Genomic DNA, 23224 nt, shown 5'->3' with positions numbered 1-23224 from the left:
GCGTGGTTCCACAGGGTGGTAGCCGTAAACGCCAACCTGTTGACCGCAAGCGCCAATCGTCATGACTGAACCGACCACCCTAGCCAGCTGGACCCGCGCCCTGCGCAAACAGCTCGATGCACTGGGCCTGGACAGCCACGCGCTGTGCGTCGAGGCCGGCCTCGACCCGCAGTTGATGGATGACCCCAACGCCCGCTACCCGCTCTCGGGCACCACGCGTCTATGGGCGCTGGCGGTACAAGCCAGTGGCGACCCGGCCATCGGTCTGCGGGTGTCGCGCTTCGTCAGCCCCACCACATTCCATGCATTGGGTTACGCCCTGGTGGCCAGCGGCAGCCTGCGGGAAGTGTTCGAGCGGATCGTGCGCTATCACCCGGTGGTCAGCGATGCCTTGACGTTGCAACTGCGTCGCTGCGAAGACCGCTACCGCTTCAGTCTCGATGCCCCCCAGGCTCATCCGGCCCCTGCCTTCGAGGCCATCGATGCCTTCGCCGCGATTTACGTGCGTACCTGTCGCAACCGGCTGGGCCGTGACTATGCGCCCCTGGCGGTCTACCTGCGGCGTCCGGAGCCGGCGGATCCCGGCCCCTGGCATAAAGTGTTCCGCTCACCGGTGCATTTTTCAGCCGGCCAGGATTACCTGGAATTCGGCCTGGCCGATTTCGACAGGCACCTGGACGACGCCAACCCGGAATTGGCCGAACACAACGAAACAGTGCTCAAGCGTACCCTCGCCCAGCTCCAGCCACTGACCTGGGAACGCAAGGTACGCGCCGCCATCGAGGCCCAGTTGCCCGAAGGCGAACCCAGCGCCGAACGCATCGCCCAGACCATGCACCTGAGCCTGCGCAGCCTGCAACGACACCTGGCCGATGAAGGCTGTCGCTTCGACGCGCTGCTCAACGAATGCCGGGAAAACCTGGCGCTGCTGCACCTGCGCGACCCCGATTGCTCGCTGAGCGAAGTCGGGTATCTGCTGGGCTTTGCCGACGCCAGCAGCTTCAGTCGGGCGTTCAAGCGCTGGACCGGGATGACGCCGGGGCAGTTTCGCGACGGGCTGCGCTAGGTTTTTATGTCGACCGCAAATCCCTGTGGGAGCGGGCTTGCTCGCGAAAGCGGTGGATCAGTGGCAACGATGTTGAATCTGCCGACGCCTTCGCGGGTAAACCCGCTCCCACACTGAGCTGTGCAAATCCCCTGCGGGATCCCTCAGGTGGCACTCAGCCCCCGCAGCCGCTCGATATCGAGAATCTCGATTTCACCGTAGCCAAGGTGAAGGATGCCCTGGCTTTGCAGGTCCTTGAGGATCTGGTTGGTGGTCTGGCGCGAGAGCGACAGCATCAGCGCCAGTTGTTCCTGGGGCAGTTGCAGCACCTGACGGGTCGCTTCGATTTCGCCGTAGCCCTCGGCAATCATCAGCAAGCGGTGGGCGACGCGGGCTGGGGCGGGCATCAGGCTCAGCTGTTCGAGATTGATGAAGGTCAGGCGCAGTTTGTGGCTCATCAACAAAGCCAGTTGCCGCCAATGGACCGGTTGTTCCTCCAGCAATGCCAGCAATGCCGCTTGAGGCAAATGCAGCAAGGTGCATTGACCTACCGCCACCGCATCGTGGGTACGCGGCTGACCGTCGAACAGGCAGATCTCACCGAACCAGTGCGGAGCCTCGATCACGCTCAACAACGCTTCCTTGCCCTGTTCGTTGACCGCGCCAACCCGCACCGCGCCTTCCAGCACGGCGTACAGGCCGCACGGTGGATCACCGCGCTTAAAGAGCCGATGGCCCGCAGAAAGGCGGCGCACGCGCGCGATGCCCAGCAGACTATCCTGTAACGGGACGGGCAAATGGCTGTACCAGTGACCCGTCATCAGGTGCGAGTGCCAGGGATGCGAATTCATGGAAACTCCGGGACAAGTGTCGGCTAGCTGACAGAGCGCCTCGTAGAACCTGGGCATCATGCAGGTATCACATCAGGAGGAACAACAATGAAAAGCCTCGTCGATCATCTCAGTCAATACGCCGCCTACCATCGCGACCCTCGCAACATCGCCACGCACTTCATCGGCATTCCGCTGATATTCGTCGCCGTCGCCGTGTTGCTGTCACGGCCGGGCTGGCCGTTGGGCGCGGTCCTGTTGTCGCCAGCCTTGCTGGTGGCGGCGGCCAGCGCCTGGTTCTATCTGCGCCTGGAGTTGCGCCTGGGTGCGCTGATGACGGTGCTGCTGGGCCTGGCCGTATGGTTGGGGCAGGTATTGGCCGCACAAAGTACATCGGTGTGGCTCGTCAGCGGCCTGGGCCTGTTTGTGGTGGGTTGGATCATTCAGTTTGTCGGCCACTATTACGAAGGTCGCAAACCGGCGTTCGTCGACGACCTGACCGGGCTGATCGTCGGACCATTGTTCGTGGTGGTGGAAGCAGGATTCCTGCTGGGACTGCGCAACGAGCTGAAGCGGGCCATCGAGGAACGCGCCGGGCCGGTGGCGATGCGCAACCAGCGCTCGGCGGCGTGAAAAACCACGCCATATCCGCCTACCCCTCTGTGGGAGCGAGCTTGCTCGCGATTGCGCTCGGCCAGGCACATCCGTGTCGACTGCCCCACCGCTATCGCGAGCAAGCTCGCTCCCACAGGAGTCAGGCCTCACCTTTCAAGCATTACAGCGCACCGAACTCGACCCGGACAGTCAGAGCGCCGGTGTTATCGCTCAAGCCAGCCCCGTGCTGCCCGGTCAAATCATCATTGATGCACAGTTGCAGTTCCCCTTGCTGGTTTCCTGGAACTTGCCCCAGATCCCCCACCAGGAACGGCGTGCCACCATTGCCCACACGACCGATCAAGGCACCTTCGGCAGCCCCGGGCAAGGCATAGCTGCTGTAGTCGATGTGCCTCGAACCGCCGTTCCCATCGACATTTCCGCCTTGAGGACTGGCACACCAAAGTCCAGAGACGTAGCGAACCAGGCGTGGTACCAGCGCGTTGACCTGCACGCCGGTACCCTGCCAGCTTTTATTGGCCTGGACCGTCAGAGTCACCGCCTTCAGGTCGTTGGCCACGGTGTCCCCAGCCTGGAACGACAACGCGGCGATCGTCAGGCTCGGATTCGAGGTGCCGCTGCTGGGGAAAACCCCATCGCCCACCAGGAACAGGTTCTTGTGATCCCAACTGCGCTGGTCCTTGTCGACCACCGATTTGGCCGGGTCACTGCCCATGCGATAAGTGCCCATCAGGTGCCCGGCCCCTTGGAAGCTGAGAGATTCGTTTCCATAAGTGAACGTTCCTGGCGTAAGCGGTTTGGTCAGCTCCACGGCGCCGAGCAGGTCTTCGATAATGTGAGTGGCCAGCCGTTTTGCCTCCAGGAACCCCTTCTGGGTGTACTCGGACAATTCATAGTGGATTTCCGGCCGGGGAATATCGAGCAGGTCCGTGTAGTCGGCCGACGGCACGATGTAGCACTTGGCGTTATCGGGATCATCTTCCACCTGCTCCACCAGGAACGCGATGCGGAACTGCCGGACGAAGATGTCGTTGAGTTTTTGCACCAGCGCTGTTCCATAAAGCGCTTCGGTAGGAGGTTTGGGGTCCTGGTCCGACTTCACCGGGTTGACGCCGTTGTTGTTCGTACCGTCGATAAAATCGGCCACCGTGTCGTAGGGATCGTTGGCCGGCCAGTTCCAGCCCTCGTTGCCGATCTCAATACGCCACGCCGCGCGTTCACTGCGAAAGGCACCGTCACGCAAGCTCTCGATCCCCGCAGTGGATAGGGGGCCGCGGTAGGGAAAAACCGCCTTGCCTTCGGGCATCAGCCCCCACGCCAGGTAGATCGGGTGATCGGCCAGGTTGCGCCCCACCTGACCGCTGCTGTTGGCCACGCCCTTGGGCCAGGCAGGCGTGGCGGAATTGAGCAACAGCTTGGGAGTTTCGATGGCATGGGCAGCGATGACATAACGTTGAGCAATGGCCTCGCCAGTGCCGGTGACCGGTCCGTCACCCAATTGATATTGCTTGAATTCCACACCGAAGATATTGCCGTCCGAGCCTACGTTCAATTTGCTGGCAACCGTTCTGTACAACACCCGGACCTTGCCGGTGGCCAGGGCCTTGTTCATCGTCACCGTGGCGTCGTACTTGGCCTGGATCGGGCAGATCGGCGTGCAGTTGGTGTTGCCGGCACATACGCGGCGCCCTGCATAGGGTTGGGAGTTGCGTCCAGCCGGCGTCGGGCTGACGACCAGTGGCAAGCTGTCGAATACCTGTCCCGTCACCGCCGCGACAAAACTGCCATCGACCAAGGACAACGGAATGCTGTGCATGGGAAATTCGTAACCCTCGGGAAACGTCATGCCCAGGTAGGCCTGATCGGCAACGTTGGCCGAGACGCCGATTTCCGCTTCGGCCCGGCAATAGGCGCTCTGCAGGTCATCGTAGCCGATAGGCCAGTCCACCCCGACGTTGTACAGGGACTTCAGGCGAAAATCGTTCGGCACCATGCGCAGGCAGGTCCCGACCCAGTGCCAAGTGGTTCCGCCGCCGACTCGCTCATAAGTGCTGGTGAAAGGCATCGGGCCCTTTTGCACCAGGTAACTGACCTCCGGCTTGTCCCATCCCAGGATCAGGTCGGCGATCGTCGCACGCGGGGCGTTCTGTTTGGCAGGGTCACGGGGCGGGTCCAGGGTGGTGACCGGTGGATAGGGTGATTCCGGGGTTTTCAGCGTGGTGGTATAGAAGCGTTCCAGGTATTGCGCCCGATTGGCCGGGATCTCCGGTCCCGATTCGAGCACCAGCACCTCCACCCCGGCCATGGCCAGTTGATAGGCAACGATACTACCCGCCAGCCCGGCGCCAACGACCACCACTTCGGCTTGTTCAATAGTCATGACCGGTCTCCTTGCTGGGTTTGGGAAGACGTGCTGGCGGGTACGCCGGTCAAGTCCTCAAGGCTCGACGGCTGTTCGTTCCAGTAACCGAAGAACGATTCGCTGTAACCCATGGGGTGGGCCTGGGCCACTTTCCAGGCCCAGCTGTAGATGTAGGCCTGGTCGGATACCACCGCCGAGTCACCCTTTTTGTAATTCCCGGCGTCATAGGGTTGGTACCAGACACCCAGATACCACAGCTTCATGATCGAACGCGCCGCCAGCACGGAGTCAGGATTCGGTTGCTCAGTCGTCAGCACCTGCTGGGCAATCCTATCCGGGGGCACCTTGTCGGCGGCCAACGTGGCGTACTGCGTCAACAACGGGTTGAGCACATCGGTAGTGATTCGCGGGGTGACGTAATCGAGAAAAAGCGGCGGCAAACCCACCGGATCGAGCTGCGGCGCCAGGCGCTCGATGGGAATACCGGTCAGGGCCGACGACAAGCCGACGAAATTGTCCAGATCAGTGCTCATCGTTTGGCTCCTTGTCCGGTAGTGGACTGCGCACGTTCGAGCAGATAGGTGAAGTCCGCGAAGCTGGTACGCGGGGATTCGGTGACATGAGTAGCAGCGTTGCCGTGACAGGCCATGCAACTGGAAGACGCCTGGGGCGTGGTGCCCTGGATGTAGGTTTCCAGCGTGGCGTTGGCCAGGAACGAAGGGGCGGGGTTGCCCAACGGGTTGGCGGCCGATATCTGGCAATCCGGCGGCGGTGCGGCGGTCGGCCATTGGGTGCTGATCAGTTGATAATTGGCCCAGACACTCTGTGGATTGACCGTGCGCAACAAGGCCTGGTAGCTGGCATTCAAGGTCTTGGTGGCGTCGGTCAGCGGCACCTCGCGCACGATCTGCGAGGGCGTCGCCTTGACGGCCGGGTTCCACGGCCGTGGGGGTGGCTGGTTGATCGTGCTGTCGCTGCTGGCGTTGTAGAACAGGTAGGGGCCTTTGCGCTGCGCCACCGGTGTGGATTGTTCCGGCACGTTGTTCACATGTTCGAAGGTCGACCAGACCCACTGCGGCGCGCTGGCGGTCTTGTGGACGATGTGCAAGCCCACCAGACCCACCGACTGTGACGCACAGGACTCCTCGACAATCGGCCCGTGACTCGGATCGCTGTTACCCGGCGTATAGACCAGCGCGTCGACCGTGTGGAAATCCTGGGGACGGTCATTGGCGCCCAGCACCTTCCAGGACGCTTTCACCATCACCGCGCCGACCTGGCTCGTGTCGTTGGAGCCACAACTGAACGCCACGGTGTTCTTCTGGTTGGCGGCAAAAAATTTCTTCTGGCCTTCGATGCTGTACAGGCCGTTGTCGACGATCCCGTTGAACATCGACTGGTTGACCACGATTTCGTTGCGCGTATAAACGCCGTTCTGATCCACCAGCGGGCCACTCTCGAAAGGCTGGATAAATTCATCCAGCACGTCGGGGACCTTGCCCATCTGCTGCAACAGGCGGCCCGGCTTGAGCTGCTTGCAGACTTCCGGAAGCGTCGCCGCAGCGCCCCAGGGCAAGGGCGCCTGCCCCTTGGCGCGGAAGATCTGGTAGCTCTCTTTCCAACTCTCCCAGACCGTGGCGCCGTCCTGCTGGCCGATGGTGGTACCGGTATTGGGATTGCCGTTGTCCAGCGCCGGCCAGTTCAGGGCGATGAAGGTCTGCCACGATAGATCATCGAAATTGCCTTGCAGGCTGGCCAGCGAAATCGGTTGGGTGGCCGTGACATCGAAGGGTATCTGCGGTGATAACGCGGGGGCGGCACTGGCGGACGGGCACAGCAACACGCTCAACAAGGCACAGCCCAGTGGGCCATGCCGACTGACTTCCATTCTCATGCTTTCTCTCCTTGGCATCAGGCGCCAGGAGAAAACACCGGTCCGTCATGGACTCTTACTTGCCTCCTGGCAGGTCAGAGTCTAGGTAGGGTTTGATTCAAGAAGAGACAGGAAGGTAGAACCAATCGAAGCAAAGCCGAGCGGTATTATTCGGATTCAGAGAGCGGTGTCATGGAGGACGCCATCGCGAGCAGGCTCGCTCCCACAAGGGTTCAGTGTCGTTCACAAATCCGCTGATCGACGCTGCCCACTGTGGGAGCGAGCCTGCTCGCGATGTTTTTAAAGGTTGGCGACTTTCTGCCAGACCTTCGGTTTGAAGAACAGCGTCTCGCCCTTCGCCAGGCCCACCAGACTGTCGTGGTCCTTCACCACTTCGGCTTCGATCAGTTCGCTCTGGCCTTCCACCTTCAGGGTCACCCGTGTCGTGGCGCCCAGCGGGCGGATATCGCGTACTTCAGCGGCGTGGTGATCCTCCAGCTCCGAGCGCGACAGTGAGACTTCATGGGGGCGGAACAGCACATGCCGGTCTTCGCCCAGGTGCAGGCGATTGGAGTCACCCAGGAAGTGATACACGAAATCGCTGGCCGGATTTTCGTAGACATCACCCGGCGAGCCGATCTGCTCGATCACGCCCTTGTTCATCACCACAATCCGGTCGGCGACTTCCATGGCTTCTTCCTGGTCATGGGTCACGAACACCGACGTCAGGTTGATGTCCTCGTGCAGCCGCGCCAGCCAGCGGCGCAGCTCCTTGCGGACCTTGGCATCGAGAGCGCCGAAAGGTTCGTCCAGCAACAGCACCTTTGGCTCCACCGCCAAGGCACGGGCCAGCGCGATACGCTGGCGTTGGCCGCCGGAAAGCTGTTCGGGATAGCGGTCGGCGAGCCAGTCCAGTTGCACCATGTTCAGCAGCTCATGGACCTTGGCCGCGATCTGGCTTTCGTTCGGGCGCTGACCCTTCGGTTTCATCCGCAGGCCGAAGGCCACGTTGTCGAACACCGTCATGTGGCGGAACAAAGCGTAGTGCTGGAACACAAAACCGACGTTGCGATCACGGACGTCGTGGCCGGACACATCCTCGCCATGGAACACGATGCTGCCCTGGTCCGGCGTCTCGAGGCCGGCAATGATCCGCAGCAACGTGGTCTTGCCGCAGCCCGACGGGCCCAGCAGCGCTACCAACTCGCCGCTCTGGATGTCCAGGCTGATGTCGTCGAGGGCCTTGAAGGCGTTGAAATTCTTACTGACGTTACGGACTTCGATCGACATGACTTATTCCTCCGCGGCGCTGGCGCGCAGGCGGTTGATTCGGTTTTCGCTCCACTGCTTGAGCAGCAGGATGAAGAGCGCCAGGATCAGCAACAGGCTCGCCACGGCGAACGCGGCCACGTGGTTGTATTCGTTGTAGAGGATCTCGACGTGCAGCGGCAGGGTGTTGGTCACCCCGCGAATGTGCCCGGACACCACCGACACCGCGCCGAACTCGCCCATGGCCCGGGCGGTACACAACACCACGCCATAGATCAGGCCCCACTTGATGTTCGGCACGGTGACATGCCAGAACATCTGCCAGCCGTTGGCGCCCAGCAGGCGCGCGGCTTCTTCTTCCTGGGTGCCTTGCTCCTGCATCAAGGGAATCAGTTCGCGGGCCACGAACGGCACGGTGACGAAAATCGTCGCCAGCACAATGCCTGGCAATGCGAACACGATCTGGATGTCGTGGTCCGCCAGCCACGGCCCGAACAGGCCCTGGGCACCGAACATCAACACATAGACCAGGCCCGCGATCACTGGCGACACCGAGAACGGCAGGTCGATCAGCGTCACCAGCATGCTCTTGCCGCGGAACGAGTATTTGCTCACGCACCAGGCGGCACTGACACCGAATACTAGGTTCAACGGTACCGACACCAACACTGCAATCACCGTGAGCTTGAGCGCCGACAGCGCATCGGGCTCGAGGATCGCCTCGAAGAAAGTCCCCAGGCCAGACTTCAGGCCCTGAGATACCACGATAAACAGCGGCAACAGCAAGAACAGCGCGAAGATCAACCAGCCGAGGCCGATCAGGATGCGCCGCGAAACCGCGCTGCCACGACGGGCAGCGTTGGTGGAAGCGGCGGAAATAGACGATTGGGACATTTTTCGCGCCTCCTCAAGGGGTTTCGATGCGCCGCTGCAGCAAGTTGATCAGCAGCAACAGGACGAAGGACACCACCAGCATCAGCACGCCGATGGAGGTGGCGCCGGTGTAGTCGTATTGATCGAGCTTGACCATGATCAGCAGCGGCAGGATTTCGGTTTTCATCGGCATGTTGCCGGCGATGAAAATCACCGAGCCGTACTCGCCCACGCCACGGGCGAACGCCAGGGCAAAACCGGTCAACCAGGCTGGCAACAACGCCGGCATCAGGATGTGGCGAAACACCTGCCAGGGCCTGGCGCCGAGACAGGCGGCAGCCTCCTCCACCTCACGGGGAATATCCGCCAGCACCGGCTGCACCGTGCGCACCACGAACGGCAGCGTCACGAAGGTCAGCGCCAGGGTGATACCCAGCGGGGTGTAGGCGATCTTGAAGCCCAGGTAGGTAGCGAACTGGCCCACAAGGCCGGTCGGCGCGTACAACGCGGTCAGGGCAATACCGGCCACGGCGGTGGGCAGGGCAAACGGCAGGTCGATCATCGCATCGATGACCTTGCGACCCGGGAAGGTGTAGCGCACCAGCACCCAGGCCAGCAGCGTACCGATCACACCGTTGATGATCGCGGCGTACAGCGCGGTGCCGAAGCTGAGCTTCAGCGCAGCCAGCACCCGTGGCGCCGAGATGATCGCCCAGAATTGGTCCCAGGTGAGTTGAGCGGCGTGCACGAACATGGCCGCCAGCGGTATGAGCACAATCAGACTGAGGTACACCAGGGTGTAGCCCAGCGTCAGCCCGAAGCCGGGTATGACGGGGGATATGCGACGCGACATAGAAGTCCTTGGTTGAGAACGCGCAAAAGTCCCAATAAATCGAGACCTGTTAAGCAAGTGTCAGCCCATCAGGTTTGCATACCTGTGGGAGCGGGCTTGCTCGCGAAAGCAGTGTGTCAGGCAATGCTGTTATTGACTGTATTACCGCTTTCGCGAGCAAGCCCGCTCCCACATGAATTGCGCTTGGCTGGCCATCAGTTGATCTGTTCCAGCTTACTGCGCCTGATAGATCTGGTCGAACACACCGCCATCGTTGAAGAACTTCGGCTGAGCGGTTTTCCAGCCACCGAAGTCCTTGTCGATGGTCACCAGGTCCAGTTTCGGGAACTGGCGGGAATACTTGGCGGCCACGTCCTTGTCCCGTGGACGATAGAAGTTCTTCGCGGCGATTTCCTGTCCGGCCGGGCTGTACAGGTGCTTGAGGTACGCTTCGGCAATCTCGAGGTTGCCCTTTTTCTCGGCGTTCTTGTCCACCACCGCCACCGGCGGTTCGGCGAGGATCGACAGCGACGGCACCACGATGTCGAACTTGTCGGCGCCGCCGTCCTCTTTCAAGGCCAGGAAGGCTTCGTTTTCCCAGGCCAGCAACACATCACCCTGGCCGTTGTTCACAAAGGTAATGGTCGAACCACGGGCGCCGGTGTCGAGGATCGGCACGTGCTTGAACAGCGCCTGCACGTATTCCTTGGCCTTGGCCTCATCCCCGCCGTTGGCCTTGAGACCATAGGCCCAGGCCGCGAGGAAGTTCCAGCGAGCGCCGCCGGAGGTCTTCGGGTTCGGCGTGATGACCGATACGTCATCCTTGATCAGGTCGCCCCAATCCTTGATGCCCTTGGGGTTGCCCTTGCGTACCAGGAACACGATGGTGGAGGTATAGGGTGTGCTGGCGTCCGGCAGGCGTGTCTGCCAGTCCGCCGGCAGGGACTTGCCCAGCTTGGCGATTTCGTCGATATCGCCGGCCAGGGCCAGGGTCACCACATCGGCCCGCAGCCCATCGATCACCGCCCGGCCTTGCTTGCCCGAACCCCCGTGGGATTGCTGGATCTTCACCGTGTCGTCCGGGTGGGCCTTCTTCCAGAAGCTGGCGAATTCGGCGTTGTAATCCTGGTATAGCTCGCGGGTCGGGTCATAGGAAACGTTGAGCAGCTCGTAATCCTTGGCGACCGCGGAACCTGCGAAAACAGCGCTGGCCAGTGCGGTCAAGGCATAACGACGAATCGACGACATGGTGAAAGCTCCTGGAATTCTGGTTTTTTCTTTTGGCTTATAAATCGTGAGACCTGAACAAATCGAACCGCTGTGAGCGCAAAAGCCTGCTCGCGATGCAGGCGACACGTTTCCCCAAAAATCGAGGCGCCTGTTCGCGAACACGCTTTGCTCCCACAACCAGGCTGTTTCAGCCCGGCTTATGACTCGGCTGCTGCAGACGGAATTTTTCCTTGCGCTCAATCTGGACCACTTGCGCGTTATGCACAGTGATCTCCACCGCGCCAAAGCGCAGATCGCGCAGCGCGCTCTGAATCTCGCGCAAAATGGTTGCTTCGTCCTGGCCGTCAACGCTACGTAGGGATGCGCTCATGTTGCTGCTCCTTGAATGAATGCCGGGCAGTGGGCGGCACTGCGCGTGGCGTGGAGCCATACTAGATAAGGCGGGATATTCTTAAAAATACTATTTAAGAATTTTTATATAACCGTTTTCACAGGCTCGCGAGAAACGAGCCCGCACGCTTGAGTCAGGCGGCTTGCATCAGACGATGACTGGCGCATAGGCCCAATCCAGTTGCTGCACGGGCCCAGGCCGTCCGAACCAGTAGCCCTGCCCCAATCCACAACCCTGCTCCAGCAGGAAAGCCGCCTGCTCGCGCTGCTCGATGCCTTCGGCATGCACCTGCATGCCCATGCTGCGGGCCAGAGCAATGATGACCCGGACGATCGCCGCGTCGTCCTCATCCCAAGGCAACCCGGCGACAAACCCCTGATCGATCTTGAGTTTCTGCACCGGCAAGCGCTTTAGCCGCAACAACGACGAATAGCCGGTACCGAAATCGTCGATTGCCAGACGCACGCCCAACTCCCGCAGGCGATGCATCTGCTCCAGCGCCACCTCGGGGTCTTCCATCACCGCGCTTTCGGTCACCTCCAGTTCCAGAAGCGCCGGATCCAGCCCGGTGTCATGCAGCACCTTGGCGACCTGCTCATACAACTCGCGATGGGCAAACAAGCGACTGGAGACATTCACCGCGACGAATGACAGCACGACGCCGTCTTCTCGCCACTGGCACATCTGCCGGCAGGCCTGGGCCATGACCCAGGCATCGATCTGGGCGATCAACCCGATGCGCTCGGCGACAGGGATGAACCCGGCCGGTGAAATCAGTCCTCGAACAGGATGTTCCCAACGCACCAACGCCTCGACGCCGATCAGGCGACCGGACGCCAGGTCATGCACTGGCTGGTAGTGCACCCGCAACTCTTGCTGTTCGAGGGCACGACGCAGTTCGGTTGCGATTTCGACCCGTTGCTGGGCGTGGGCAGTGAGTTCTTCTGTGTACAAAGCGTAACCGTCACGCCCGGCGCTCTTGGCCTTGAACAGCGCCGAGTCGGCGTTGCGCAGCAGTTGCCCGGCGTTAAGGGCATCGCTTGGAAACAGGCTGATGCCAATGCTGGCATTGATGAACAAGGCATGGCCATCGAGCCGCAGTGGCTCTCTCAAACCATCGAGGATGCGCTGGGCCAGGACCGCCGCCTGGCCTGGCTGGGAGCAGTTTTCCACCAATACCGCAAATTCATCGCCTCCCAGGCGCGCCAGGGTCACGCCCGGCGCAAAAAGCCCGCGGAAACGCTCGGCCACCCCTTTGAGCAATTCATCGCCAACGGTGTGCCCCAGGCTGTCATTGATGTTTTTGAAATGGTCCAGGTCCACCAGCAGCAGTGCACAGCCCCGCTTGTGTTGTTGCGCCGAGGCCAGGGCCTGCTCCGCTCGGTCGGTGAACAGCACGCGGTTAGGCAGGCCGGTCAGCGGATCGTAATGGGCCAGGTGCGCCAGTTCGTGTTGCGAATCCTTGATTGCACTGATGTCGGAAAACACCGCGACGTATTGGCTGACCTGGCCACTCTCATCGGTAATGGTGCGGATGGTCTGCCATTGTGGGTAGATCTCGCCGCTTTTGCGCCGGTTCCAGATTTCGCCGCTCCATTCGCCCACGCTCGCCAGGGACTTGAACATATCCTGGTAGAAGTCCAGGCCATGGCGACCCGACTTGAACAAGCTGGGACGACGGCCCAGCACTTCGTCCCGGCCATAGCCGGTGATCGCCATGAAAGCCCGGTTCACATGTACGATCAGGCCGTTGCGATCCGTCACCAGCACGCCTTCGCGGGTGCAATCGAAGACAGCGGCCGCCTGGCGCAGACGTTCCCGATCGGAGGAAGGCAGGCCCGCCTCCATCGTTCGAGGCCTGCGTATCCACACCAGAAACATTGCACCGGCACTGATCAGGATCCAGGTATAACCGTTGATCAGTTGCCAGCGAAGCCTGTCGGCGGATTCATCGAAGAAACTGCTCAATAAATAACCAACCAACTGCAGCCAGACAACTGATAGCACGAGATAGAGCAGCGTGCCCCGCAAGGCGCTACGGTGATAAGCGGTCATTGGCGTCCATGTCCTTACAAAGAGGCCGGGATTATAAAGGAAGAAACATCCTGCCACTCTTATCTGAAAGGCCGACTGGTTTTATCCGCGGGGCTGGAGATAATGCAGCGGCTGTTTCTACTTTATCGAGGGCCCCATAGCCTATGTGGTACGAAGGTTTTCTTGGCTTGTCGCCCTGGTCGCTGGTGGCAGTCACCCTGTTGATGACCCACGTCACGATCATCAGCGTCACGATTTACCTGCACCGTTATTCGGCTCACCGCTCCCTGGAGCTCAACGCAGGCCTCAAACATTTCTTTCGCTTCTGGCTGTGGCTGACCACAGGGCAGAACACCCGCGAATGGACCGCTATCCACCGCAAGCATCACGCCAAGTGCGAAACCGTCGACGACCCCCACAGCCCGGTCGTCAAGGGCCTGTCCACCGTGCTGCGCAAAGGCGCCGAGCTCTACCGGGCCGAAGCGGAGAACCCGGAAACCCTGCGCATCTACGGCAAGAACTGCCCGGAAGACTGGATCGAGCGCAACCTTTACAGTCGCTTCCCGCTGCTGGGCGTGGCACTCATGGGCCTGATCGACCTGTTGCTGTTCGGTACCATCGGCATCACCATCTGGGCCATCCAGATGATGTGGATCCCGGTCTGGGCCGCCGGAGTGGTCAATGGCCTGGGCCACGCCGTGGGCTACCGCAATTTCGAGTGCCGTGACGCGGCGACCAACCTGGTGCCCTGGGGCATCCTGATCGGCGGCGAAGAGCTGCACAACAACCACCATACCTACCCCAATTCGGCCAAGCTGTCGGTACGCAAATGGGAGTTCGACCTCGGCTGGGCCTGGATACGGGTGTTCAGTTTCCTGCGTCTGGCCAAGGTCCAGCGGGTGGCGCCGATTGCCCATCGGGTCGAAGGCAAGGGGCACCTGGACATGGACACCGCCATAGCGATCCTCAACAACCGCTTCCAGATCATGGCTCAGTACCGCCGCCTGGTCATCGCGCCGCTGGTCAAACAGGAGCTGGAAAAGGTCGATCACTCGGTACGTCACCAGTTCCACCGGGCCAAACGCCTGCTGTCGCGGGAAACCAGCCTGCTGGACGACCGTCATCACCTGCGCATCCAGAACATCCTGGAACACAGCCAGGCGCTGAAGGTGATCTACGAAAAACGCCTGGCCCTGCAACAGATCTGGGTCAAGACCAGCAGCAACGGCCACGAGATGCTCACGGCCATCAAGGAATGGGTACACGAAGCCGAGGCCAGTGGCATCCAGTCCCTGCGCGACTTTGCCGACCAGCTCAAGACCTACTCGCTGCGGCCCGCCACTGCCTGATAACAAACCCCGCCATCCGGCGTAACGCTGTTCACTTAAGAAAAACGATGCACCTGTGGCGAGGGGATTTATCCCCGCTGGGCTGCGCAGCAGCCCCAATACAGGCGACTCAATCCGCCTGATGCACCGAGTAGTAAGGCTTTGGGGCTGCTTTCGCAGCCCAGCGGGGATAAATCCCCTCGCCACAATGAACCGGGCAAGTCTTAAGTGAACGGCATTACGCCATCCGGCGGGGTTTTCCTTTGACCAGGCTGTAAAATGCCATCGCCATCGCCTGGCTCGCCAAGACCCCGCACTTCGTCGCCTGGAAAGGAACTTCGCCCTGAATCCCCTATCTCAAGAGCACTTCGCCATCCAGGCGGGCTTTGGAGTGAGCGCGTGCGAACCTACAACACTGCACGCTCTTTGAGATATGTGCCGATGGTCGACAAGAACCTGCAGGATTCATCCCAACCTCATTGGCCCGAAGCGGCCCAGATGCTCATGGCGCTCATGCATGCCAAAGGCGAGGTAGCGCGCTTGAGTGAGCGCGAGCAACTGTTCAGCTCGTTGCTGGACAGCGTCAATGCAGTGCTTTGGGCGTTCAACTGGGAAACCCGGCAGCTGTTGTATGTGAGCCCTGCCTATGAGCGGATCTTCGGCCGTCCTGCTGGCCTGGTACTGGCTGATTTCAACGAATGGCGCGATGCAATCTACCCCGACGATCTCGACTACGCCGAACGCAGCCTGGCCGAAGTACTGGTCAAGGGGGCCGTGGAGGACCGTGAGTACCGCATCATCGCCGCCGATGGCCAGATTCGCTGGCTGAGCGACAAGTGCTTCATCAACCGCCAGGCTGACTCGGGACAACCCGTGATCGTGGTGGGCATCGCCGAAGACATTACCGAAAAGAAGTTGCTGGAAAGCGAACTGCAACGCCTGGCGACCACCGACGTACTGACTCAGAGCAGCAACCGCCGTCACTTCTTCGAGTGCGCCCACCGCGAATTCGAGCAGGCACGGCTGCACGGAACCCCCATGGCGTTCCTGTTGCTGGATATCGATGACTTCAAGGTGATCAACGATACGTACGGCCATCAGGAAGGCGATATCGTGCTGCAGAAAATCGCTGAGTGCGGGCGGACCGTGCTCCGGCGTGGCGACCTGTTCGGGCGCATCGGTGGTGAGGAGTTCGCGGCGATATTCCCCGGCTGCCCTCCGGACATGGCGCTGCAAGTGGCTGAGCGTCTGCAACGGGAAATCCAACGCATGACCTTCCGCAACGCAGAGCAGGGCTTCGGAATTACCGTCAGCCAGGGGCTGACTGGCATCACCGCCGAAGATCAGTCCCTCGACAGCCTGTATTCCCGCGCCGACGCCGCCATGTATGAAGCCAAGCGCCAGGGCAAGAATCGCATCATCACCGCTTGAAAAAAGAGGCGATAGCTTACTTCCTGCGCAAGCGTGTCAATTCCGGCAGCCCGATCTTCAACAACCGCGCCGTGCGGCCTCGGGCCAACTCTTCGAGCCCTTCGTGCTCGGTCAGGTGAGCCATCTGCGCCGCCATGTTCATCACCAGCGCTTCACGCGAATACACCCCGCCACCGAGGCTGTAGACTGCGGCAATCAACTCTCGCAGCTCCAGTGGCAGGCGCCAGCGAGTACGCAATGCCGAACCGAAACCAGCGCCATACTGGTGGAGAGAGTTTCCGACTTCCTCAGGCTCATCCAGCTCGCCACCCGCCTGTTTCCATTCTTCCAGGCATCGCAACACCGCCAGCTCGCCCAGACGATGCAACAGCCCGGCGCAGTAGCAGCGCTCCGGCTCCAGATCCAGCAACCGGGCCATCATTCGGGCATATTCGGCAGTGTGCAGCGATAACGTCCAATAACGCTCGGCATAGTCCGCCAGGCACGGAACGCTGAGCCGGGCGCAGCGTTTGAGGGTCAGGCCGAGAATCAGGTTCATGCTCTGCCCGGTGCCGAGCTGGTGCAGCGCCTGGGCCACGGTCTGGACCGGACCGCCACCTTGATGCTGGGCAGCGCTGTTGGCTGCGGCGATCAATACGGCGGTGATCTGCGGATCGGTGCGAATTTCCTCTTCCAGCAGTTTCAGGTCCAGGCCGCTGGGGTTGAGGCTGCGCTTAACCGCCACCTGAACATCGGTGAGCAGCGGCGCCCCCTCGGACAAGTCGCGCCGACGCTCCAGAAAGGCTGCCAGTGTCTGCGCCGGACCGGGAACCGGCGCATCATTGGAAGCGTCTTCAACACCGCTCAACAGCAAGCCTCGTAGACGCTGGGTCAGGTTTTCCCGGTTCAAAGGCTTGGTCAGGTACGCCGTCGGCGCCAGCGGCAATACCTCACGCACACTGGCAGTGTCGTTGCGTCGGCTCATCAGAATAAACGGCAGCACCGGCGTGCGACGCTGGTGGCGAAGGCCGCGCAGGATGCTCAAGCCATCCACTCCCGGCAGCTCCCAGTCGGCGATGACCAGGTCATAGGGATTATGCGCTAGCAACTCCAGGGCCTGTTTGCCCTCCTCACAGGTGTCCACCCGCGCATCACAGCGCACCTGCGACAACACCTGCTCGAGCAGCTCCCGGGACGCCGGATCGGCCTCGGCAATCAGCACACGGGGTACAGCGGGTAAATCCACAGCAGTCATTGCAGTATCGCTCCCTTGCCATACATGCACCTTAGACAATGGCAGCCATTCCAGACAGTCCAAAAAATCCGTACCGGCAGGCGGATATGAAAAAACCCGCCGAAGCGGGTTTTTTGTGAATCAGCGCACAGATCAGAGTTCGGAGAAGCACTCTTCGATGATCGCCAGCCCTTCGTCCAGTTGCTCGTCCGGCGAGGTCAGCGGCACCAGCACCCGCAGGACGTTGCCGTAGGTGCCGCAAGACAACAGGATCAAACCCTTGTCCCGAGCCTTGACCACGATCTGAGCCACTGCGGCGGCGTTTGGCTTGTGGGAGTCGCCGTCTTCGAACAGCTCCACTGCGATCATTGCACCCAAGGCACGGACTTCACCGATCACCGGGTATTTCTTCTGGATGGCCTTGAGGCCAGTGACCAGGCGCTCACCGACAGCCTTGCAGCGGTCCAGCAAGTGTTCTTCCTCAAACACTTCCATCACCGCCAGCGCAGCGGCGCAAGCGATCGGGCTACCGGCGTAGGTACCGCCCAAGCCACCCGGTGCGATGGCGTCCATGTACTCGGCCTTGCCGCACACACCGGCCAGCGGGAAACCGCCAGCGATGGATTTGGCGAAGGTGGTCAGGTCGGCAGCGACACCCATCTGTTCCATGGCGAAGAAGGTGCCGGTACGGCCGGCGCCGGTCTGTACTTCGTCAGCGATCAGCAGAATACCGTGCTGGTCGCACAGGGCACGCAGGCGCTTCATGAATTCCTTCGGCGCGACATAGAAACCACCTTCGCCCTGAACCGGCTCGATGATGATCGCAGCGATGTCACGCGGCTCGGCGTCGTTCTTGAAGATGCGTTCGATGCTGGCGATGGAATCGTCGATGCTCACGCCATGCAGTTCGTTCGGGTACAGCGCGCGGAAGATGCCACCCGGCATCAGGCCCATGCCGGCCGAGTACGGCACGACTTTACCGGTCAGGCCCAGGGTCATCATGGTGCGGCCATGGTAGGCACCCGTGAAGGCAATCACGCCGGCACGGCCGGTGGCGGCGCGGGCGATCTTCACGGCGTTCTCGACCGCTTCGGAACCGGTGGTCACCAGCAGGGTTTTCTTGGCGAAGTCGCCGGGCACCTTGGCGTTGATTTTTTCGCACAGCTCCACGTACGGCTCGTAAGCCAGGACCTGGAAGCAGGTGTGGGTCAGCTTGTTCAACTGCTCGGTCACAGCGGCGATGATTTTCGGGTGCACGTGGCCGGTGTTCAGCACGGCGATGCCGCCGGCGAAGTCGATGAACTCACGACCTTCGACGTCGGTTACCGTGGCGTTCTTCGCGGAATCAGCGAAGATCGGGTGAATCTGGCCAACACCGCGTGGAACAGCGGCGGTACGGCGGGCCATCAGGTCAGCGTTAGTCTTGCTCATTACAGTCCTCATTCGCCGCTCATCGGTCGGCGTGGGTCAAGGATTACACGGCGGGAAGTCAACGGCGGCAGCATGCGATGATCGACTGCCACGGCGTTCCCGGCCGCAGAGAAATTACGTTTTGAAACGGCGCAAAGGGACAGCGCTCTCGTGCCCTTCGCGCTTGCAGCAGGATCAGATACCCAGGCAGAGGTACTTGATTTCCAGGTAATCCTCGATGCCGTACTTGGAACCCTCACGGCCCAGGCCCGAGGCCTTGATGCCGCCGAACGGAGCGACTTCGTTGGAAATCAACCCGGTGTTGACGCCGACCATGCCGTATTCCAGGGCCTCGGCCACACGGAACACTCGGCCCAGGTCGCGGGCATAGAAGTACGAGGCCAGGCCGAACTCGGTGTCGTTCGACATCGCGATCACTTCGGCTTCGTCTTTGAAGCGGAACAGCGGCGCCAGCGGGCCGAAGGTTTCTTCCTTCGCCACGGCGGCATCCTTGGGCACGTTGGTCAGGATGGTCGGCTCGAAGAAGTTGCCTTCCATCGGCTTGCCACCGGCCAGCACGGTCGCGCCTTTGCCGACGGCATCGGCGATGTGTTCCTGGACCTTGGCCACGGCTTTTTCATCGATCAACGGACCGGTGGTGGTGCCGTCTTCCAGACCGTTGCCGATCTTGAGCTTGGCGACCGCGGCCTTGAGCTTTTCGGCGAAGGCGTCATACACCGAATCCTGGATGTACAGGCGGTTGGCGCAGACGCAGGTCTGGCCGTTGTTGCGGTACTTGGAAATGATCGCGCCCTCGACGGCCTTATCCAGGTCCGCATCGTCGAACACGATGAACGGCGCGTTGCCGCCCAGTTCCAGGGAGACTTTCTTGATGTCCTTGGCGCATTCGGCCATCAACTGGCGACCGATCTCGGTCGAACCGGTGAACGACAGCTTGCGCACGATCGGGTTGCTGGTCAGCTCGCCGCCGATGTCGCCGGCGCTGCCGGTGACCACGCTCAGCACGCCTTGCGGAATGCCGGCACGGTGCGCCAGTTCCACCAGGGCCAGGGCCGAGAATGGGGTTTGCGAGGCCGGCTTGATAACCATGGTGCAACCGGCGGCCAGGGCCGGGCCGGCCTTGCGGGTGATCATCGCGGCCGGGAAGTTCCACGGGGTAATGGCGGCAGTCACGCCGATGGGCTGCTTGATCACGATCAGGCGCTTGTCAGGCTGGTGGCCGGGAATCACGTCACCATAAATGCGCTTGGCTTCTTCGGCGAACCACTCGATGAACGATGCCGCGTAGGCGATTTCGCCCTTGGCTTCGGCCAACGGCTTGCCCTGCTCCAGGGTCATCAGGCGACCCAGGTCGTCCTGGTTTTCGATCAGCAATTCGTACCAGCGGCGCAGCTTGTTGGCGCGCTCCTTGGCGGTCAGCGCACGCCAGGCCGGCAGCGCCTTGTCGGCGGCTTCGATTGCACGACGGGTTTCGGCAGCGCCCATCTTCGGCACGGTACCCAATACTTCACCCGTGGCCGGGTTGGTGACCTTGATTGTCTGACCATTGTCCGCATCGACCCAAGCGCCATCGATAAAGGCTTGCTGGCGGAACAACTGGGTGTCTTTAAGCTGCATGTCGGCTTTCCTTAACAGCACCGCGCGCACGCGGAGCGAATTAGAGTTGTAGAAAGGCGCCTTATGGGCTGCCGTCAGGGAAATCATTCACCGGGCTGAAGCACAGAAATAACGCACAACAAGCATAGACGTGCGGTTCAGCACCCAGACAAGAGCGTTTGAAATCTCAAACGAATCCTAGGGCCGATAGGGGTGAAGGACAATAGGCTGTTCGAAAAAAAGAACAAAAAAGCCGTATTTGCCTGTTTTTTCTGATCAGCGTAGCCGATGCCCGTACACAAGCAGGAAAACACCGGCGAATCAGCAGCATGGACGCCCGGCATGCTTATGAGTATCATGGCGCCCGCGTTGCACCAGTAGCTCAGCTGGATAGAGTACTGCCCTCCGAAGGCAGGGGTCGTGGGTTCGAATCCCGCCTGGTGCGCCAGATATTGTTTCTAGTTGTCTATAGATGTCTACGAAACGCTCGACAGAGCCCGCTCCGTGCGGGCTCTGCCGTTTCTGATTATCTCTCGATCTTAAAATCGGCAGGAAAAGGTAGCAGTTATGCAACTACTGCTCACCGGAAGCGCCGTCAAGGGAGATGAACTGGAGATCGCCTGATGGCAAATAGCGAGCTAATTCTCTACAGCACAGAAGACGGTCTGGCGCAGTTCACCCTGCGTGAAATGGATGGCCAAGTCTGGCTGACATAACTGGAAATGGCCGAGCTGTACCAGACCAGCAAGCAGAACATTGGCAAGCATATCCAAGCCATCATCACTGATGGGGAACTGGCTCCACGGGCAGTTGTAAACCAGAAGTTTACTACTGCCGCCGATGGCAAAGATTACCTGACCCATCTTTACGCCCTGCCGATGATTATCGCCGTAGGCTACCGGGTGCGCTCAACGCGTGGTACTCAGTTCCGTCAGTGGGCCACCCGCACCCTGGGTGAGTACTTGCAGAAGGGTTTCGTGATGGACGATGCCCGGCTGAAAGAAGGAAGTTTACTCAACAGCGGCTGAGCATCCGTTGACTCCCCCATCAGCAGCTCTATACAGGGATCTTTCGAGCCCACTCCCTGATAGCCCGCTCCACTCGTGCCTTTGGCAGATACTCCTGCTCGAGACGTCCTCGTTCTTGCACCAGCAGATACCGATAGAAACCCGCTTCGTCAGCCAGCAAACCAGGCGGAGCCGACTCCAGAGCTTTGGTTGGCTCAACGACTGCGTTACCCGATGAGTGCTGTTCAAACAGCTCCTGTTCCATCAATAGTGCCTGGACTGCGGGTTGATAGAGTCTCGCTCGCGCCAGCATCAGCAAGCCCCAGGTATCCATGTCGCCCCAGTACGCGACCTGTTTTCCGGCTAGGTGCGCAGATGAGTGATGTGGAGCGAGGGGTGAGAAGGTTGGATACAGTTCAGTTGCGAGATTTGTGCTTCGTTCTGGGCACGGATCTGACGACTTTCTCTGCCAGTTACGAAACAGCGCTTAAGGAAGAATGATTTGAATCTCCCACGCAGAACGTGGGAGATCATCGGGCCCTAACGCTTTCGCAACGCCTCCAACCGCGCAGGCAGATCCTCCTCGGGAAAACGCTTGTGCAGCGCCAGCAGCTTTTCATCCGCAGCCTGGGCCTCTCCCGCTTGGCGCAGGCGCAGAACATCCGCCAATTCCTCCTCCAACGACGGCAGCGCAGCGGGGGCCTGCTTGCTCATCTTCGCCGCAGGCTTATCCGCCTGAAGCTGGCCTGCGAAGCTGTCCGGAACCTGGGTCATTTCAGCCTGGGGGCCCATGCGGGCCATCGGCGCGGGTGCCGGCATGGCCGGTGCTGGCGCGGCGGCAGTGACCGGCGCCTGGCGGTCGGCGGAATCATCCAGCGAGGCCGGTGCGGCCAGCTCATCGTGGGGCACCGGTGAGCGCATCACCAACCCAATCATCAGCGCCACGCCGGCAACCGTGGCGAATGCCATTTGCCAGGGTGGCCGTTGGCAGACCTGGAGCCAGCGTTGCCACAGGCTTGGCTTGGGAGCCGGCGCTTCGCGGTGCGCGGCGGCCAGGATGGCGGCATCCAAGTGCGCGGGCGGTTCGCCGCCGGCGTGCTGGCGGAAATGCTCGATCATCGCATCTTCATTGGGATCCGGGGTGTGTTTGGAATCGATCATGCGGGTACCTCCTCGGCCAGCAGGCGGTGCAATTTCTGCTGGGCGTAACGCAAGCGGCTTTTCACCGTTTCCAGCGGAACGCCGGTCAGGGCAGCGATCTGTGGCAGCTCCAGGTCACCGTGCAGGCGCAACAGGAAGACTTCCCGCTGGTCTTCGGGCAGAGCTTGCAACGCGGCCTCCAGGCGAGCCTGGTCACGGCTCAGGCTCAACTGCTGCTCGGGGCTGCCGGTGTCGTCGGGCTGGACGTGAAGCTGCTCGTCGTAGCTGTCGTGCAGCGGGTTGTGGACGCCGTGTTTGCGCCAGTGATCGATCAAGCGATTACGGGCAATCTGGAACAACCAGGTCCGAAAGCTCGCCCGGCCCTGTGGCTGGGTGGTGCTGCGGATCAGGCTGAGCCAGGTGTCCTGGAAGATTTCTTCGGCCAGTTCGGCTTTGTTGCTCAAGGACAGGAGGAAACGGTAAAGCCCCTGTCGATGACGGGCGTACAGGGCTTCAAAGCAGGCCCTGTCGCCGTTGCGGTAGCGGGCCAGCAGCGATTCGTCGCTGGGTGGGTCCATCTGAGCGGACATGTGGGTGGCGAACTCCTTTCGTGTGAACGCACGGTCTTGCAGGCAACAAGGGCCAACTGTGGGAGCGGGCCTGCTCGCGATGGCGGTGGACCAGCCAACAGTATCGTCGACTGATCCGACGCTATCGCGAGCAG

At 61.0% G+C, this 23224-nt stretch carries 21 protein-coding genes and 1 tRNA gene; 6 read left to right on the top strand and 16 right to left on the bottom strand.

The window, feature by feature from the left end:
• Positions 1-61 precede the first annotated feature (61 nt).
• Positions 62-1066 carry an AraC family transcriptional regulator gene (locus tag EGM97_RS10625; protein WP_238964725.1) on the top strand — a complete coding sequence of 335 codons (1005 nt, stop codon included), beginning with the start codon at positions 62-64 and terminating at the stop codon, positions 1064-1066.
• 143 nt (positions 1067-1209) lie between these two features.
• On the opposite strand, the gene EGM97_RS10620 is transcribed toward EGM97_RS10625, so the two are convergent.
• The gene (locus tag EGM97_RS10620) at positions 1210-1896 is read right to left on the bottom strand and encodes a Crp/Fnr family transcriptional regulator (RefSeq protein ID WP_238964726.1); all 687 of its coding nucleotides are present in this window, start codon (positions 1894-1896) and stop codon (positions 1210-1212) included.
• 87 nt (positions 1897-1983) lie between these two features.
• On the opposite strand from EGM97_RS10620, the gene EGM97_RS10615 reads away from it, so the two are divergent.
• A complete protein-coding gene (locus EGM97_RS10615; RefSeq protein WP_238964727.1) occupies positions 1984-2508 on the top strand; it encodes an Mpo1 family 2-hydroxy fatty acid dioxygenase in 525 nt (174 codons plus the stop codon).
• Positions 2509-2650: 142 nt separating this feature from the next.
• On the opposite strand, the gene EGM97_RS10610 is transcribed toward EGM97_RS10615, so the two are convergent.
• From EGM97_RS10610 to dibA, 9 genes are all read right to left on the bottom strand, one after another.
• A complete protein-coding gene (locus EGM97_RS10610) occupies positions 2651-4870 on the bottom strand; it encodes a GMC family oxidoreductase (RefSeq protein WP_238964728.1) in 2220 nt (739 codons plus the stop codon).
• Entirely contained in the window at positions 4867-5385 is a 519-nt protein-coding gene (locus tag EGM97_RS10605) for a sorbitol dehydrogenase (RefSeq protein WP_238964729.1), read from the bottom strand. Before EGM97_RS10605 ends, EGM97_RS10610 begins: the two co-directional genes overlap by 4 nt.
• The gene (locus EGM97_RS10600) at positions 5382-6746 is read right to left on the bottom strand and encodes a cytochrome C (RefSeq protein WP_238964730.1); all 1365 of its coding nucleotides are present in this window, start codon (positions 6744-6746) and stop codon (positions 5382-5384) included. The genes EGM97_RS10605 and EGM97_RS10600 overlap by 4 nt, the downstream gene beginning before the upstream one ends.
• A 279-nt stretch (positions 6747-7025) precedes the next feature.
• A complete protein-coding gene (locus EGM97_RS10595; protein WP_238964731.1) occupies positions 7026-8015 on the bottom strand; it encodes a sulfate/molybdate ABC transporter ATP-binding protein in 990 nt (329 codons plus the stop codon).
• Between the two features lie 3 nt (positions 8016-8018).
• Positions 8019-8888 (bottom strand): sulfate ABC transporter permease subunit CysW, encoded by an 870-nt coding sequence (gene cysW / locus EGM97_RS10590; protein ID WP_053153376.1) that lies wholly within the window; start codon positions 8886-8888, stop codon positions 8019-8021.
• Between the two features lie 13 nt (positions 8889-8901).
• Entirely contained in the window at positions 8902-9720 is an 819-nt protein-coding gene (gene cysT, locus EGM97_RS10585) for a sulfate ABC transporter permease subunit CysT (RefSeq protein WP_232778078.1), read from the bottom strand.
• A gap of 213 nt (positions 9721-9933) precedes the next feature.
• A complete protein-coding gene (locus tag EGM97_RS10580; RefSeq protein WP_238964732.1) occupies positions 9934-10947 on the bottom strand; it encodes a sulfate ABC transporter substrate-binding protein in 1014 nt (337 codons plus the stop codon).
• A 169-nt stretch (positions 10948-11116) separates the two neighbouring features.
• Positions 11117-11299 (bottom strand): sulfur starvation response protein OscA, encoded by a 183-nt coding sequence (gene oscA, locus EGM97_RS10575; RefSeq protein WP_042732574.1) that lies wholly within the window; start codon positions 11297-11299, stop codon positions 11117-11119.
• Between the two features lie 168 nt (positions 11300-11467).
• Positions 11468-13375, bottom strand: coding sequence for a phosphodiesterase DibA (gene dibA / locus EGM97_RS10570; RefSeq protein WP_238964733.1), 1908 nt, complete (start codon positions 13373-13375; stop codon positions 11468-11470).
• A 143-nt stretch (positions 13376-13518) separates the two neighbouring features.
• On the opposite strand from dibA, the gene desA reads away from it, so the two are divergent.
• Both desA and EGM97_RS10560 read left to right on the top strand, forming a co-directional pair.
• Positions 13519-14703 (top strand): delta-9 fatty acid desaturase DesA, encoded by a 1185-nt coding sequence (desA, locus tag EGM97_RS10565; protein ID WP_238964734.1) that lies wholly within the window; start codon positions 13519-13521, stop codon positions 14701-14703.
• A 420-nt stretch (positions 14704-15123) separates the two neighbouring features.
• On the top strand, positions 15124-16113 hold the full coding sequence (locus EGM97_RS10560; protein ID WP_238965014.1) for a GGDEF domain-containing protein: 990 nt from the start codon (positions 15124-15126) through the stop codon (positions 16111-16113).
• Between the two features lie 16 nt (positions 16114-16129).
• Here the strand turns inward: EGM97_RS10560 and EGM97_RS10555 are convergent, their stop codons facing one another.
• The 3 genes from EGM97_RS10555 to gabD form a co-directional block, all read right to left on the bottom strand.
• On the bottom strand, positions 16130-17347 hold the full coding sequence (locus EGM97_RS10555; protein ID WP_238964995.1) for an HDOD domain-containing protein: 1218 nt from the start codon (positions 17345-17347) through the stop codon (positions 16130-16132).
• A gap of 132 nt (positions 17348-17479) precedes the next feature.
• Positions 17480-18757 carry a 4-aminobutyrate--2-oxoglutarate transaminase gene (gene gabT / locus EGM97_RS10550; RefSeq protein WP_238964996.1) on the bottom strand — a complete coding sequence of 426 codons (1278 nt, stop codon included), beginning with the start codon at positions 18755-18757 and terminating at the stop codon, positions 17480-17482.
• Positions 18758-18931: 174 nt separating this feature from the next.
• The gene (gene gabD / locus EGM97_RS10545) at positions 18932-20374 is read right to left on the bottom strand and encodes an NADP-dependent succinate-semialdehyde dehydrogenase (RefSeq protein ID WP_053153398.1); all 1443 of its coding nucleotides are present in this window, start codon (positions 20372-20374) and stop codon (positions 18932-18934) included.
• Positions 20375-20724: 350 nt separating this feature from the next.
• Here gabD and EGM97_RS10540 point away from each other — a divergent pair.
• A tRNA-Arg gene (locus EGM97_RS10540) sits at positions 20725-20801 on the top strand.
• Positions 20802-21075: 274 nt separating this feature from the next.
• Entirely contained in the window at positions 21076-21381 is a 306-nt protein-coding gene (gene rhuM, locus EGM97_RS10535) for a RhuM family protein (RefSeq protein ID WP_238964997.1), read from the top strand.
• Between the two features lie 28 nt (positions 21382-21409).
• Here rhuM and EGM97_RS10530 read toward each other — a convergent pair whose 3' ends face one another.
• The 3 genes from EGM97_RS10530 to EGM97_RS10520 all read right to left on the bottom strand — a co-directional run bounded on the left by EGM97_RS10530 (position 21410) and on the right by EGM97_RS10520 (position 23090).
• Complete coding sequence (locus EGM97_RS10530) at positions 21410-21775, bottom strand: Wadjet anti-phage system protein JetD domain-containing protein (RefSeq protein ID WP_477788801.1); 366 nt, start codon at positions 21773-21775, stop codon at positions 21410-21412.
• 125 nt (positions 21776-21900) lie between these two features.
• A complete protein-coding gene (locus tag EGM97_RS10525) occupies positions 21901-22521 on the bottom strand; it encodes a hypothetical protein (RefSeq protein WP_238964999.1) in 621 nt (206 codons plus the stop codon).
• Positions 22518-23090: an RNA polymerase sigma factor gene (locus tag EGM97_RS10520; protein ID WP_238965000.1), complete on the bottom strand. Its 573-nt coding sequence runs from the start codon at positions 23088-23090 to the stop codon at positions 22518-22520. The genes EGM97_RS10525 and EGM97_RS10520 overlap by 4 nt, the downstream gene beginning before the upstream one ends.
• Between the last annotated feature and the right edge of the window lie 134 nt (positions 23091-23224).

It is taken from the genome of Pseudomonas sp. AF32, from assembly GCF_022342325.2.
Classification (GTDB): Bacteria; Pseudomonadota; Gammaproteobacteria; order Pseudomonadales; family Pseudomonadaceae; genus Aquipseudomonas; species Aquipseudomonas uvaldensis.
Note: the sequence above shows the minus strand (reverse complement) of the source record. Positions and strands in the feature narration are given on the sequence as shown.

Coding starts and splice junctions, on each gene's coding strand:
- EGM97_RS10555 (WP_238964995.1), bottom strand. CDS start 17,347: ATGACTGCTGTGGATTTACCCGCTGTACCCCGTGTGCTGATTGCCGAG.
- gabD (WP_053153398.1), bottom strand. CDS start 20,374: ATGCAGCTTAAAGACACCCAGTTGTTCCGCCAGCAAGCCTTTATCGAT.
- EGM97_RS10595 (WP_238964731.1), bottom strand. CDS start 8,015: ATGTCGATCGAAGTCCGTAACGTCAGTAAGAATTTCAACGCCTTCAAG.
- cysW (WP_053153376.1), bottom strand. CDS start 8,888: ATGTCCCAATCGTCTATTTCCGCCGCTTCCACCAACGCTGCCCGTCGT.
- cysT (WP_232778078.1), bottom strand. CDS start 9,720: ATGTCGCGTCGCATATCCCCCGTCATACCCGGCTTCGGGCTGACGCTG.
- oscA (WP_042732574.1), bottom strand. CDS start 11,299: ATGAGCGCATCCCTACGTAGCGTTGACGGCCAGGACGAAGCAACCATT.
- EGM97_RS10520 (WP_238965000.1), bottom strand. CDS start 23,090: ATGTCCGCTCAGATGGACCCACCCAGCGACGAATCGCTGCTGGCCCGC.
- gabT (WP_238964996.1), bottom strand. CDS start 18,757: ATGAGCAAGACTAACGCTGACCTGATGGCCCGCCGTACCGCCGCTGTT.
- desA (WP_238964734.1), top strand. CDS start 13,519: ATGTGGTACGAAGGTTTTCTTGGCTTGTCGCCCTGGTCGCTGGTGGCA.
- EGM97_RS10615 (WP_238964727.1), top strand. CDS start 1,984: ATGAAAAGCCTCGTCGATCATCTCAGTCAATACGCCGCCTACCATCGC.
- EGM97_RS10525 (WP_238964999.1), bottom strand. CDS start 22,521: ATGATCGATTCCAAACACACCCCGGATCCCAATGAAGATGCGATGATC.
- dibA (WP_238964733.1), bottom strand. CDS start 13,375: ATGACCGCTTATCACCGTAGCGCCTTGCGGGGCACGCTGCTCTATCTC.
- EGM97_RS10610 (WP_238964728.1), bottom strand. CDS start 4,870: ATGACTATTGAACAAGCCGAAGTGGTGGTCGTTGGCGCCGGGCTGGCG.
- EGM97_RS10625 (WP_238964725.1), top strand. CDS start 62: ATGACTGAACCGACCACCCTAGCCAGCTGGACCCGCGCCCTGCGCAAA.
- EGM97_RS10580 (WP_238964732.1), bottom strand. CDS start 10,947: ATGTCGTCGATTCGTCGTTATGCCTTGACCGCACTGGCCAGCGCTGTT.
- EGM97_RS10560 (WP_238965014.1), top strand. CDS start 15,124: ATGGTCGACAAGAACCTGCAGGATTCATCCCAACCTCATTGGCCCGAA.
- EGM97_RS10620 (WP_238964726.1), bottom strand. CDS start 1,896: ATGAATTCGCATCCCTGGCACTCGCACCTGATGACGGGTCACTGGTAC.
- EGM97_RS10605 (WP_238964729.1), bottom strand. CDS start 5,385: ATGAGCACTGATCTGGACAATTTCGTCGGCTTGTCGTCGGCCCTGACC.
- EGM97_RS10600 (WP_238964730.1), bottom strand. CDS start 6,746: ATGAGAATGGAAGTCAGTCGGCATGGCCCACTGGGCTGTGCCTTGTTG.
- rhuM (WP_238964997.1), top strand. CDS start 21,076: ATGGCCGAGCTGTACCAGACCAGCAAGCAGAACATTGGCAAGCATATC.